At 42.4% G+C, this 13,928-nt stretch carries 13 protein-coding genes; 8 read left to right on the top strand and 5 right to left on the bottom strand.

Going from position 1 to position 13,928, the window contains the following annotated elements; genetic code table 11:
* Window positions 1-30: 30 nt before the first annotated feature.
* Both lolD and FTU91_RS06675 read right to left on the bottom strand, forming a co-directional pair.
* Complete coding sequence (gene lolD, locus FTU91_RS06670; protein ID WP_086196199.1) at window positions 31-714, bottom strand: lipoprotein-releasing ABC transporter ATP-binding protein LolD; 684 nt, start codon at window positions 712-714, stop codon at window positions 31-33.
* On the bottom strand, window positions 707-1,942 hold the full coding sequence (locus FTU91_RS06675) for a lipoprotein-releasing ABC transporter permease subunit (protein ID WP_086196200.1): 1,236 nt from the start codon (window positions 1,940-1,942) through the stop codon (window positions 707-709). Before FTU91_RS06675 ends, lolD begins: the two co-directional genes overlap by 8 nt.
* Window positions 1,943-1,965: 23 nt before the next feature.
* Here FTU91_RS06675 and FTU91_RS06680 point away from each other — a divergent pair, with 23 nt between their 5' ends.
* Complete coding sequence (locus FTU91_RS06680) at window positions 1,966-2,535, top strand: PilZ domain-containing protein (protein ID WP_086196201.1); 570 nt, start codon at window positions 1,966-1,968, stop codon at window positions 2,533-2,535.
* Window positions 2,536-2,539: 4 nt separating this feature from the next.
* Here the strand turns inward: FTU91_RS06680 and FTU91_RS06685 are convergent, their stop codons facing one another.
* Together FTU91_RS06685 and FTU91_RS06690 are read right to left on the bottom strand one after the other, a co-directional pair.
* Entirely contained in the window at window positions 2,540-3,451 is a 912-nt protein-coding gene (locus FTU91_RS06685) for a DMT family transporter (protein WP_180081501.1), read from the bottom strand.
* A 12-nt stretch (window positions 3,452-3,463) separates the two neighbouring features.
* Window positions 3,464-3,934: a YaiI/YqxD family protein gene (locus FTU91_RS06690; protein ID WP_180042180.1), complete on the bottom strand. Its 471-nt coding sequence runs from the start codon at window positions 3,932-3,934 to the stop codon at window positions 3,464-3,466.
* A gap of 269 nt (window positions 3,935-4,203) precedes the next feature.
* On the opposite strand from FTU91_RS06690, the gene FTU91_RS06695 reads away from it, so the two are divergent.
* Together FTU91_RS06695 and FTU91_RS06700 are read left to right on the top strand one after the other, a co-directional pair.
* The gene (locus tag FTU91_RS06695) at window positions 4,204-5,133 is read left to right on the top strand and encodes a hypothetical protein (protein WP_180081503.1); all 930 of its coding nucleotides are present in this window, start codon (window positions 4,204-4,206) and stop codon (window positions 5,131-5,133) included.
* Window positions 5,134-5,629: 496 nt separating this feature from the next.
* Entirely contained in the window at window positions 5,630-5,770 is a 141-nt protein-coding gene (locus FTU91_RS06700) for a hypothetical protein (RefSeq protein WP_180081505.1), read from the top strand.
* A gap of 83 nt (window positions 5,771-5,853) precedes the next feature.
* On the opposite strand, the gene serC is transcribed toward FTU91_RS06700, so the two are convergent.
* The gene (gene serC, locus FTU91_RS06705; RefSeq protein ID WP_086196205.1) at window positions 5,854-6,933 is read right to left on the bottom strand and encodes a 3-phosphoserine/phosphohydroxythreonine transaminase; all 1,080 of its coding nucleotides are present in this window, start codon (window positions 6,931-6,933) and stop codon (window positions 5,854-5,856) included.
* A gap of 351 nt (window positions 6,934-7,284) precedes the next feature.
* On the opposite strand from serC, the gene FTU91_RS06710 reads away from it, so the two are divergent.
* The 5 genes from FTU91_RS06710 to gltP all read left to right on the top strand — a co-directional run bounded on the left by FTU91_RS06710 (window position 7,285) and on the right by gltP (window position 13,772).
* Entirely contained in the window at window positions 7,285-8,775 is a 1,491-nt protein-coding gene (locus FTU91_RS06710; protein ID WP_180081507.1) for a TolC family protein, read from the top strand.
* A gap of 18 nt (window positions 8,776-8,793) precedes the next feature.
* Complete coding sequence (locus tag FTU91_RS06715) at window positions 8,794-9,972, top strand: HlyD family secretion protein (RefSeq protein WP_180081509.1); 1,179 nt, start codon at window positions 8,794-8,796, stop codon at window positions 9,970-9,972.
* A 2-nt stretch (window positions 9,973-9,974) separates the two neighbouring features.
* Window positions 9,975-11,105 carry an ABC transporter permease gene (locus FTU91_RS06720; protein WP_180081511.1) on the top strand — a complete coding sequence of 377 codons (1,131 nt, stop codon included), beginning with the start codon at window positions 9,975-9,977 and terminating at the stop codon, window positions 11,103-11,105.
* Entirely contained in the window at window positions 11,102-12,208 is a 1,107-nt protein-coding gene (locus FTU91_RS06725) for an ABC transporter permease (RefSeq protein ID WP_180081513.1), read from the top strand. Before FTU91_RS06720 ends, FTU91_RS06725 begins: the two co-directional genes overlap by 4 nt.
* Window positions 12,209-12,476: 268 nt before the next feature.
* Window positions 12,477-13,772 (top strand): glutamate/aspartate:proton symporter GltP, encoded by a 1,296-nt coding sequence (gene gltP / locus FTU91_RS06730; protein WP_180081515.1) that lies wholly within the window; start codon window positions 12,477-12,479, stop codon window positions 13,770-13,772.
* The last annotated feature ends 156 nt before the right edge of the window (window positions 13,773-13,928 follow it).

A 13,928-nucleotide genomic window follows, 5' to 3' on the forward strand; every position in this document is an offset into this window, starting at 1 on the left:
CAATTGTTTTTTAAATTTATCGATCAGTGTCTAATCATCAATCCAGACACCGTCTTGCATATGCAAAATCGAATCGGCAGTCTGGGCTAACTGTTCATCATGCGTCACAATCAGCATCGCCATATTGAACTCATCACGTAACTCACTGAGCAGTTCAAAAATTTTTACTGCCGTTTTACGATCCAAGTTTCCCGTCGGTTCATCCGCCAGCATCAGTTCCGGCTTTGCCACCAGTGCACGTGCCAAGGCTACACGCTGACGTTCACCACCAGACAGCTCACCCGGTTTATGCGTCATGCGATGCGACAGTCCAACCCGATTGAGCAAGTATTCAGCCTGTTCTTTAGACTGTTTATAGGTTGTTCCTGCGCGCAGCATCAGTGGCATGGCGACATTTTCCAATGCAGTAAATTCAGGCAACAGATGATGGAACTGATAGACAAAACCTAAATGCTGGTTACGTAAATAGCCCCGTTCAGCTTCACCTAAATTATCAAAGCGCTTGCCATTTAAAAACACCTGTCCTTCTGTTGGACAGTCCAGCCCCCCCAACACATGTAACAAGGTACTTTTACCGGAACCACTGGAACCGACAATCGACACAAACTCGCCTTTTTTGACCTGCAGGGACAAGTTTTTAATCACTTCAACTGTGGTTTTGCCATCGGTAAAACTTTTCGAGATATTTTTCGCTTCGAGGACAAGATTACTCATAACGTAAAGCCTCTGCCGGTTGGGTTTTTGCAGCACGCAGTGCCGGATAAATCGTGGCAAGGAAACTTAAAATAAGTGACAGGCTCACAATCACCACGACATCTTGCCAACGCAAATAAGACGGCAAGTAATTAATAAAATAGGCATCAAACAGGTTCAAACCAAATGCGGTATTCAACCAGCCGATAAAGCCACTGATACTTGAAGCAAAGATAATCCCCAGAATGGCACCGGAAACCGTACCGATCACACCAATAATAGTACCCTGTACCATAAAAATCCGGGTGATGGTGGCAGGTGAAGCTCCCAATGTACGCAAAATGGCAATATCAGATTTCTTGTCGGTGACGACCATCACCAGTGAGGACACAATATTAAATACTGCCACCAGTACAATCAGGAACAGTAGCAAGCTGACCATGGCTTTTTCCATCTGAATCGCACTAAACAAATTACCGTGGGTAAAGGTCCAGTTCGATGCATAGAAATTGTTTGGCAGATCTTTGACAATATCATCCGCCACTTCTGGCGCAAGGAAAATATCATCCAGTTTTAAACGCACACCTTGAGCACCGTCCGGCAAACGCAATAAAGTTGAAGCATCATTCAGGGCGATATAGCCCATCATGGAATCCACTTCTGCCCCAATACTGAAAATACCGACAATCTTGAAACGCTTGAAACGAGGCACCACCCCTGCAGGCGACGGTGTAGCTTCTGGAAGGACTAAAGTAATATTATCGTTTAATCCCAATCCCAGTGAATCGGTCATTTGTTTACCCAAAACAATGCCAAATTCACCTTTTTTCAGGCTATCAATACTCCCCGCAATCATGTGATTCTGGATAATTGACACTTTCTTTTCATATTCAGGTTCGATGCCCGTGACCATAATTCCAGCCACTTGCCCCTGTGCCGTCAGCATGCCCTGTAACTGGGTGAATGGCGCTACACCTTTGACATGCTCATGCTGTTCAACTTTCTTTGCAAGTTCTGGCCAATTTGTTAATATTTGTGTTGAAGAAACAGTAGCTTGAGGTATCATTCCCAATACACGGTTTTTCAGCTCGCGGTCAAAGCCATTCATTACAGACAAGACTGTAATTAACACGGCCACACCTAAGGTGAGACCGATCATAGACACCAGAGCAATAAAAGAAATAAAGTGGTTGCTACGCCGTGCACGAGTATATCTCAACCCGATGTACAGCGAGATTGGTTTAAACATACCATTTAGTCCGAGGAATAATTATGGAAAATTTACAGCATCAAAGCGGCAATATGGAACGCCGCGTTATGTCTCGTATCGATGCTGCTTTGCGAATTAATTATCAGATTATCTCTGATGATGTCGCACTTAATGACCCTTATGATCCTAACTTTGTGCTGCCCCGCTATTTTCTACTACTCGCAGAATTAGATCAATTTGATCATGCTGTAAACTACGAATTAGAACAATTAAATGAAAAAGATCAACAAATTGCTAGAATATTATCTTTATTCAACCAAAAATTAAACCTTATTACCGGCTCTTTATACGATGCAATTGTACAATCCATGTTACCAATCCCGGAACATGTCAATTTTTCCGAAACTGGTTTCAGTTTTTTTAGCGAGCACCCTATTCAGGAAGGCACTTATGTGCATGTGACCTTGAGCCACCCTGAAAATTTCTTCCATATTGCAGCAACGGCCCAAGTCGTCTATAGCCGTACAGAAGATAATGGCAAGTTCCGTACTGGTGCTTATTTCATTACATTGCATCCACAAGACCGGGTAAAACTTGCCGAGTGTGTCAACCTCAGCAAAAATAAAGATTAGAGATTTAACTGCTGGACTTGATCTTGATGGCGAGATTCTGGCTCGCCTTAAGATCACGATAAAAATAAACAAACAGGCCAAACAATAAAATAAAAGCGCCAACAAAAACCATCACCGATAATTTTTCATTATTCAGCATCGCTCCAAACAACATGGCCAACATGGGTGTCAGCACAGTAGTCAATGATAAGGTCGTCGCCTTAATGTTCTGTACCAGTTTAAAATAACAGAACATCGCCAACAGTGATGCCATAATCACCGCATAAAACAAACCGATCAATGCCTTGGTATTCGGAATATGATCTGGCGCATGCTGCCAGATCAACGGCAACATGCACAGTGCAAACAGGCTGGAGACCAGAATGGAACCCGTTGCTTGAGCCATGGGTTTCAGCGGTGCATTGACTTTTTTGACCCAGAAAATGGATGCGCAATATACAAAAACACTGATCAACATCAATCCTATGCCCATTGGCTGGACGTGATGGTCACTGCCACCCAGACAGATAATCCCCAGCCCCAATACTGCAATGCACATCCCCATCCACTGCAAGCGATGCAAATGAACGTTAAAAGCAAAACGGCCAATCAATCCGGTCATAATCGGAGCCAGACCGAACATCAAGGCAATAATGCCTGAACTTAAATAGGCTGTGGCTAAATAGGTAAAAATTTGTGAACCAATAAAACTGCAGGCACCGGCAATATAACTATGCAGGGAGATTCCATTCAAAGGTAATCTGACTTTAAGAACGACCAGCAAGCCCAATGCTAAAGGCATTGCAATAAAAAAGCGCAGTGCCAACGCCCACAAACTATGCAAGTCCGAAACACTCCAGACAATTGCCAGTGGCGTGGTTGCCCAGATAAATACCAATAAGGCATACGTGGACATGATATTGGTTTTTGATGGCATGAGGAGCTCAAGTTAGGCTGCTGTTTTACGTTTCTGTTTCTGAATGGTTTGATCCAGTGCACTGGAAAATTCGCGCTTGTCCCGTTCAGAAATTGGTGGTGGACCACCCGTATTGACACCTGCTCCGCGTAATGAATCCATGAAATCACGTAAATGCAGACGCGCTTTTACGTTGGCAGAGGTATAAATCTCGCCGCGAGGATGAATAGCAATTCCACCTTTTTCAATCACTTGAGCAGCCAATGGAATATCCTGGGTCATGACGATATCATGCTCTTTCATGCGCTCGATAATTTCTTTATCTGCAGCATCTGCGCCACTCATCACCTGAATGGAGTTTATCCGTACTGACGGGGTAATCCCCACATTTTGATTCGCGACAAAAGTCACTTCCAGCTGATAACGGTCAGAAGCGCGAATGATTACATCACGCAGGATTTTAGGCAATGCATCGGCATCGACCCAAAGTTTAAATGGCAGCACACCACATCCATAGTCAAAAAAGAATAGCCTGTAGTTTAGCAAATTCCATACGACAGGAGGATGGCTAAATTGATTCAGCTCATTTGCTGTTTTTAGATTTAACTCACATGGTCATGCTTTCCATGGCACACTTGCAGGCTTCATCGCATCCAGATACAGGATTTGAGTTTATTTTAACGACTTTAATGGTTAAATTTAGTCCCTTGACTTGAAATTTAACAATAACCCTCGATTTAATAGATAAATACGGCCCAACATCAATTGTGAATATGAAAAATCAAAATAGACCAGAACTGATCACCATTGAAGACCAGAACTTTGGCAGTCATGTCGAACATTGGAATCTGCTTACAGATCACCCATGTACCGATGTGCCCAAGTGGTTAGGCCTGGCACTTGATGCACCAGTGATGCCAATGGGTTTATGTAAAGAAGAAGCGGATATGGACGCGTCAGCCTGGCTCATTCAGGGACCTAAACAGGCAAACGTGCAAATGACCCAAGTCATTGCTGTTGAAAACAACAAGCCTCAAGCGGTCAAAACCGCCTTTCCAAGTTTTGAAAGTCCCTACAAAGTAAATGCCTTCATTGAACGGATTATCACCTGTAAATCCAACACTCAGGCGGTACTGCGCTTGAATCTGGGTGCGAATACCATTGTCTATGCCTTTGACACACTGTATAGCGTCAATCATGACCAGTATGAAAAAGATCAACCCTATCTTGCGCAGCTCAATGCCTGGGCCTATGAACTGGAAGCCGTTTCAGATCATGAACAGCTGGTAGTGGATGATCCGGCCTCCATCAAACATCACCGTGCATTAAATGATATTCTGGCTGCCAATAACGGCGTGGCACCTGCCAATTTGCAGGAACAGATTGATGCTTGGGAGCCCAAATCGGAAGATGACAAAGAACCGGTGACTGTCGATTTTTCCAAAATGGTGGCCTATCTGTATGGCGAAAATATGGGACAGGAAGATGAAGCCTGGTTTCAGGGCAATATTGTCGGAAAAACCTCGATGTCATTTATGGATCAGGACTATACGCTTTATGATGTCGCCCTGATTCATGATGAAAATCAGGCAGCCACCCTGATTCGTATTGCCACCAAGAATCCGGCTTATAAAGACTTTGCAATTGGTCAATTCATTCGTGGCAATTTATGGATTCAAGTGAATATTTACGCTAAAAAATAAATCTTCTAACAAGAGCAGCACCACAACAGGATTATCCTCTCAGGTTATGGTGCTGCTTTTTATTTTTTTAATACTCTTCTTTCATGATTATTCATCCCCTCTTTATTTTTCTCCCTCTGGGAGAAATAAAAGGAATTTATGAAAGAAGTCTAAGTTTTATTATCTCTATCTACAGTGTGATTAAAATTTATCCACAAACCAGCATTATATGGGTGGTTTTGAATTTAAATTAAAATAACTTATCCACAGTTTTAAATTCAAAATTTTATTTTAAATAAACAGCACAGCTATTATATTTTTAGCCCTTACTTTTATGCCTGCTATCCAGCACAGCCCTGTAATGGCAATCATCTGACAAGCCAGCTGATCTTCTGGCCAATAAAATAAATATTTTAATTACATATTTTTATTTAGTACTTTATTTAATCAATTTTTTATGATAAAAATAAAAACAAGCAATATAAATTAACGATAAATAAATCGGAATAGAGTTTCCATGAAAATCGTGCAAGAAGAAAATATACAAACAGTTGGCCATCAACTGACTAAACGCTTCCAGTTAGACGGCATTTCATCCCTATTTTTTGTCTTGGGTATGTTTATGTCTGCCTATATTTTGCATCACTTTATTTTTTAAGCTTATTTTAACTACTTATTTTTACCATGCTTATTTCAGCCAATAAAAAGCCCATCATGTGATGGGCTTTTTAGCTTTAGGAATTAAGCATTGCGTTTGGCAAAGTCATCCATAAAGTTAACCAGAGCCTGTACGCCTTCTAATGGTACAGCATTGTAAATACTTGCACGCATACCACCCACTGAACGGTGACCTGCCAGGTTAAGCAGATGATTCGCTTCAGCTTCTTTCAAAAATTGCTTCTCAAGCTCAGCTTTTGCCAAGGTAAATGGTACATTCATGATAGAACGGTTGGCTTCTGCAATCGGGTTGGCATAGAAATCACTGGCATCGATATAACCATACAGTAATTTGGCTTTTTCAAGGTTGACCTGATGCATGGCATCGACTCCGCCATTTTCAAGCAGCCATTCAAATACCAGACCAGATAGGTACCAAGCATAGGTAGATGGTGTGTTGACCATAGAACCGTTTTTCGCCTGATCTGAATATTTCAAAATGCTTGGAATTTCAGGTTTGGCCTGATCAAGTAAATCTTCACGAATAATGACTAAAGTTAAGCCGGCAGGACCAATATTCTTTTGCGCACCTGCGTAGATTAAACCAAACTTGGATACATCTAGTGGCGCAGATAAAATGCTCGATGAAAAGTCACATACCAGTGGTTTATCTGTTTCAGGAATACCCGCAAACTGAAGGCCGCCAATGGTTTCGTTGTCGGCATAATGTACATAAGCCGCATCGTCAGACAAGTTCCAGCTGCTTTGCTCTGAAATAGCCAATTTACCGTTAATACTGGTACCGGCTTCTACAACATTAATGTCGCCGTAGCGTTTTGCTTCTTTCAGCGCTTTTTCTGACCAGATTCCGGTATGAATATAATCAGCCTTGTTGTTTTTACCCAACAAGTTTAAAGGAATAGCAGAGAATTGCAGCGAAGCACCACCTTGCAAGAACAATACTTTATAGTTCTCAGGAATGTTCATCAGTTTGCGCAAATCTGCTTCTGCTTTTTCTGCCACAGCTACATAGTCACTGCTACGGTGACTCATTTCCATGATCGAAAGGCCTTTGCCATGCCAATCAAGCAATTCAGCCTGAGCTTTTTCTAAAACGGCAGTAGGTAATGCAGCAGGACCAGCACAGAAGTTGTACGCGCGCATGATTTTTCCTTTCAAAGTGAAACACAATAAAATGATGGCATTTAACCACAGATAGGCGTTGCTTGCAGTAAATTATCCTGAAAATATTTCAATGCTGTCGGACATTTAAAGTCAAAATCTCAATAAAGATTGATTTTAGCAACTCCTTTTTCACGACTTGGGACGTAGTTTAAAAGTGCAACTGCATCTTATTACTTCTCTTTTCAAATTCTGCTGTAATATCTTCGCATGAGCCATCTAATCACGTGATTGCTATACACATGCATATTAAACAAGACAACAACTTATTGATTAGACATACAATTCAATCTATGCCATATAATTGTTACAAAGAAATTGAGAGTTTGAGTGATGTTATTGCGTTTACATGCACAACCAAAAAAAATTGCACTCCTCATACAACAAAATTTTCGTGTTGGCCTTTATACGGCTAGTCTGCTTTTTGCTTGTCCAGCCTTTGCCGAAAGCATCAGTTATGCACAGGCTGAACAGTCGATTTTAAAGGATTCCTACAGTACGCAGGCCAATCAGGCTTTGCAACAAGCTGCACAATTACAAGCTGAAGCGGTCAAGGGTTTAGGTCTGCCCCGGGTGGATTTAAATGTGCGTGCCTATGCTTTCCATAATGAAGTCGACCTGCCACTTGATTCTTTTAAAAACAATCTGGAACAGACACTTTCTCAAGGCATCAACGATCGTATTAATCAAGAAAACCTTCCATCCACTATTTCTGATCCTTTAAAGCAAGGTCTGAATCAAACCATTCATAGCGGTATTGGGCTATTCCCTGACTCGGCCAACGTGATTCTGGAAGATCAAGTGATCCGCCCTACCGTTTCAGTGTTAATGCCTTTATATACCGGCGGTCTGACCTCCAGCACCAAGGAAATAGCTCATCTCAGGGCACAACGTAGTCAATTGAATACCAAACAACAGCAAGATGTACAACGCTTTGAACTAATTCAGGCCTATTTTAATGCCCAACTGCAAAAGCAGCTTTTAGCCTCTAGCCAGTCCAATTTCAACGCCATGCAGACCCACTACAGCAATGCCTTAAAGCTGGAACATCAGGGTTTTATCAGCAAAGGGCAACGTATGCAGTTTGAAGTGGCAAAGAATAATGCCGAGCGTAATGTGCAAAATGCAACGGCCAATTTAAGATCCAGCCTGTTTCAGCTTAATAACCTGTTACAGCGCAGCCAGATTACCGAACTGAGCACGCCCCTATTTGTTAATTCTAGCCAAAATCAAAACCTGAATACGCTGTTAAAAAGCTATCCGGAACAATCTGTACTGATCCAGAAAATGCAGATGGACACTCAGCTGGCCAATGCCAACGTCAAGGTACAAAGTGCTGCGAAAAAACCTAATTTGTTCGCCTTTGGCGAATATAGTCTGGATGAAAAGCAAAACTGGATTGTCGGTATAGCAGCACGTTATAACCTGTTTTCAGGCGTTAATAACAACAAAAATGTTCAGGCCGCAGAATTGCAACGTTATGCTTCTGAACTGATGACCGAACGCACCAAGCAGGAAGTCGAAAACATTATTTATAGCTCTTACAATGAAATGACCTCAGCCCAGCAAAGTCATCAACTACTGCAACAGAATGTCCAAGCTGCCCAGGAAAATTTGCGTATTCAAACTTTATCTTTTAAAGAAGATATGGGAACGGCCACCCAGGTGATTGATGCACAAAATAGCCTGAATGCTTTAAAAAGCGAGATGGCACTGAATGCTTATAAATATGTGATGTCCTTGGCCACTTTGCTGCAAAGCCATGGCTCGATTGAACAGTTTCAAAACTATGTCAGTCAAAGCAATACCAGTTATATTCGTTAATTTTTGATGGGGAACCACATGACTCAAGATCAAAACAGGCCTGATCAAGATGTAGAAAATACCTCATCAAAAGGAACTTCTACCCCTACTTCAGCTCCAAGCCATCAACAAGACACTCAAACGGCCTCTGAACAGCACAGCAAGATAGATGATGGATTTTTCAGTTATTCAGAACAAGCGCAAGCGCCGACCACTGAAAATACAGATTCAAAATCTTCAGCTGTCATTAAAGTGGTTGGCATCATCATACTGATCTTGCTTCTAGGCCTCATTGGCTTTGGGTTATGGAAAAGTTATCAGCCCAAGGAAGTGGAGCTACAAGGGCGGGTTGAAGCCGAAACCCTCCATATCAGCACTAAGGTACCGAGCCGCATTGAAGAAATATATATTCATGATGGACAAAAAGTACTTAAAGGTCAGTCACTGGTCCGCTTGTTTAGTCCGGAAGTTGAAGCTAAAAAGCAGCAGGCTCTGGCCAGCCTGCAATCTGCTTTAGCCTTGCAATCCACAGCGGATCGCGGTTCACAACAGGAAAATATCGACAGTTTATATGCCAACTGGCAAGCCATGAAAGCCCAGCAAGAGCTGGCCCAAACCACCTATCAGCGTGGCGCTAACCTGTTTAAAGAAGGCGTCATTTCACGCCAACGCCGTGACGAAATGCAAGCTGCCGCACGATCTGCCGCACAAATGACCGAAGCGGCTTATCAGCAATATGCACGTGCCAAACGCGGCAGCACGCCAGAACAGAAATCCTCCGCCGATGCCCAGGTGGAAATTGCCAAAGCGGCTGTTGCGGAGGCCAATGCGCTGGAAGCTGAAACCAAGCTGGTTTCCCCGATCAATGGCACCATCTCCAAAACTTATGGCAAGGTGTCTGAACTGGTGGCTATGGGCGTGCCAGTCGTCAGTATTATTCAGGATGATGAGCTCTGGGTCAGCCTGAATATTCGTGAAGATCAATATGCACAGGTCTATCAGGCCAAATCGATTGAAGGCTTTATTCCTGCATTAAACAAAAAAGCTCTGTTCAAGATCAAAAAGATTGATGCCGAGGGAGAATTCGCCACCATTAAAACCACACGCCAAACCGGTGGCTATGATATTCGCAATTTCAAGATGCAGCTCACCCCTGTCCAGCCGATTCAGGATTTAAAAGTCGGCATGAGCATACTGTTTAAAGTGCAAGAGTCCTAATTATGCTGCATGGCATACTGCGTGAACTCGGCTATTTGCTTCGGCATAAATGGGACCTGTGTCTGGTCACCCTGGCACCTGCCTTTGTGATTGTGCTGTTCACCAGTATGTTTGCTCAAGGTAAACCCAGCCATCTGCCGATTGCAATTATTGACCAGGACCAGAGTGAACTGAGCCGTAATATTGAACATTCTGTCCGTCAGAACAACACCCTGAGCATCAGTACCATTTCCAGCAGTCAGGACCAGGTTGAACAGCTACTCAACCAAAATAAAATCTGGGGTTATATCACTATTCCAGAAGGTGCCGAAGAACGCTTGGTACAAGCCAAGGATGCCCAGATCAGTATTGCCTATAATCAAAGCTATTTTAGTGTCGGCAATAGCATTTCATCGGCCATGCTGATCAGCACTTTGCAGGCACTGGCCGACTTTACTGGACACAGTTATTTGCAAAACCAGATTCCTGATCTGAATGCCCCCACGCCGAATGTCAAAATTTCGCCGCTGTTTAATCCCGGGCTAAGTTATGAATTTTATTTAGAACCGTACATGATCCCGGCGATTTTGCATTTATTGCTCTGCTGCTGTGTGGCATTTTCAGTCGGACAGGAACTGAAATTTAATACCACAAAGCAGTGGCTAGCACAGCAAAATGTCTTGCTTGCCCTGCTGGGCAAAAATATGACTTATGTGCTGATTTTCAGCTTTTGGACCTGGTTATGGATGTTCTGGCTGATTGAAATTCGCGGCTGGTTTATACAGGGACAGCTCTGGCCTATTCTATTGGGACAATTTCTTCTCTATAGTGCTTATGCCTTGATCAGTAGTAGCGTTGTTCTAGCCACCCGTGATCTGGCGAAAAGTTTTGGTTTTATTGCCGTGTATGGCGGATCTTCTTTAAGTTTTGCTGGCGTGACTTTACCGCTAAATAATGCGCCCTTATTCACCCAGTTCTGGTCAAACATTATTCCCTACACCCCTTATGCCAAATTACAAACAGAACAATGGGTCATCGGCAGTCCTGTATCCATTTCACTGTTACCACTTGCAATTTTAGCCGTATATTGCCTGATTTATCTGGGCACTGCCTACTTCTTCCTTAAAAAATATCTAAAGGGAGTTCAGGCATGAAAACAGTCAGAAACTTTCTGCACTTTTATTTAAAAACCTTTAAAGATATTGCTTCAAATAGCTCAATCTTGACCACGTTGGTACTCTCGGTATTTTTATACAGTTTCTTCTACCCGGCTGCCTATCAGGCAGAACATGCCGAATCCTTACCGATTATTATTGTCGATGAAGAACAAAGCCCGGTAACGTCCCGCATTATTGGCGAAGTGGCTAAAAGCCCCAATGTTGAAATCCGTGCAGTGACTGGCAATTTTGCTGAAGCAGAGCAGATGATCAAGCTGCAACAGGCAGATGGGATTTTACTGTTGCCGAACAATTTATCTAGCAGTCTGCGTCGAGGTGAAGTGGGTGGCATCGGTTTATATTTAAGTGTCGCCAATTTCTTAAAAACCCAGAAGATCGGTTTGGGACTGGCAGCATCGGTTGAACATGCGCTGGTTGAACAAGCAGAAAAATTCCAGCATATTTCTGAATTTGCTCCAGCGCTGTCGATCCATCAAATTCCCTTGTTCAATACCCTGTCTGGCTACGGCAGTTATATTTTTCCGGCCGTTGCCCCACTGATTATCCATCAAACCATTTTGCTGGGTTTGTGCATGTTAATTGCGACTTATCGTAAAAAGCACTGGATACCGAGTCGAACCGAATTCTGGGCATTATTCAGTGCCATTTTGACCATTGGTTTTCTGGGCTGTTTATATTTATTTGGATTTACTTTTTGGCTGAATGACTATCCAAGGGGTGGTAACTTCTGGGGCATGCTCATTGCGGTCCCTATCTTTGTGAGCTGCGTGATTGGCCTCAGCATGCTGATTGCCTCTTTTCTGGATATGCCGGAACGTGCAGGTCACGTGATTGTATTTAGCTCTATTCCGCTGTTCTTACTTTCAGGTACGGCGTGGCCGCATGCCGCAATGCCGAAATGGATGCAGTGGCTAGGCCAAGCGCTGCCTTCTACTCAAGGCATACAGATGTTTATTCAATTGAACCAGATGGGAGTGCCTACCCAGCTGGTCATTCCAAAAATGATTTATCTGGCAACCTTTGCCGGCATTTGTCTGGTTTGGGCATATTTTCGCCTGATCCGATCTGGTCAAAAGTAAGCTTTTAGCTATGAACTCATAAGATTATTAAATAAAACTTTACCATTTGGTTGTTTTTAACACCAAAATTGATCTTTTTTTGATCTTTTGAATCAATTATGAAGAAAAAAGTTAGATTGAATATACTAATCGATGCAAAATAGCCCCCTGTTCATATTTCATGAATTTTTTTTATATTATTCATTCCCACGCTCCCCGTAACATGCCGATGTGAGATCGACAGTGTTATAGCAGCTTTTTTATTGAAATTTGATTTTAAGGGCTTAGCATGAAAAAGATTAAGATTAGTCTTGCTTGGCAAATCGTCATTGCGCTCATTTTAGGTGTGCTTGTAGGCTCTTTTCTACACTATTCTCCCGAATATCGTGAAACTCTGATTAATAATCTGCTGAGCCCTTTGGGCGCAATCTTTATTAATTTGATTAAGATGATTGTCATTCCACTTGTACTTTCAATGCTGATTTTAGGTATTGCCAATGCAAGTCATGGTCAAAACTTGGGTAAACTGGGTTTCAAGACTATTGTTTATTTTGAAATTATTACCACGGTTGCGATTATTGTCGGACTGGTTGCTGCAAACGTATTCCAGCCAGGTGCCGGTATTGACATGTCGAGTTTGACCCAAACCGATATCTCTAAATATCAGCAAACCACCCAGGAAGTGAGTAGTCACTCGCATGGTCTGGTCAATACCATTTTATCTTTAATCCCGTCTAATATTTTTGGATCACTGACCGATGGGCATATGTTGCCAATCATCTTCTTCTCTGTGATCTTCGGTATTGGTTTGGGATCTTTAGCGAAAGAAACCAAGAAACCGCTAATTGATGTGTTGCATGCGGTTGCTGAAACCATGTTCAAAGTCACCCATATGATCATGCTTTTTGCACCTTTCGGTGTATTTGGCCTGATTGCGGCGACTGTTGCGAACTTCGGCTTTAGCTCACTGCTTCCGTTAGTCAAATTAGCATTATTGGTTTACGGTGCTATTTTCTTCTTCATCTTTGTGATTTTAGGACTTGTTGCCAAATTCTGTGGTTTCAGTATTTGGGAAATTATTAAAATTCTAAAAGATGAGCTGATTCTGTCTTATTCAACTGCAAGTTCCGAGACAGTATTACCGCGCCTGATGGAGAAAATGGAAGCCTATGGTGCGCCAAAATCTATTACCAGTTTTGTGATTCCAATCGGTTATTCATTTAACCTGGATGGTTCGACCTTATATCAAAGTATTGCAGCCATCTTTATTGCGCAGCTTTACGGTATTGATTTAAGCATGACCCAGCAAATCATTCTGGTGTTAACCTTGATGATTACTTCTAAAGGTATTGCCGGTGTGCCTGGCGTATCTTTCGTTGTATTGTTGGCAACCTTGGGAAGTGTGGGTATTCCGCTTGAAGGCTTGGCATTTATTGCCGGTATTGACCGTATTCTGGATATGGCCCGTACTGTATTGAATGTGATTGGTAACTCGTTGGCTGTTCTTGTGATCAGTAAATGGGAAGGTCAGTTCGATGCTGAAAAGCAAAAAAATTATGCTGTTGAAATCAAAGAGGCTGCATAATTCAGAATATCAAAAAAGGAAGCTTCGGCCACTGCTGTCCCACAAATATCACAAGAAGAACCTCAATTGAGGTTCTTCTTGTTTTCGCCATTTTTTATCAGGCACAAAGAGTGACCTTAAAAGTTTCCTTTCAAATAAATTGACCTGAATAATTCG

This window comes from Acinetobacter sp. YH12201, from assembly GCF_013418145.1.
Lineage (GTDB): Bacteria > Pseudomonadota > Gammaproteobacteria > Pseudomonadales > Moraxellaceae > Acinetobacter.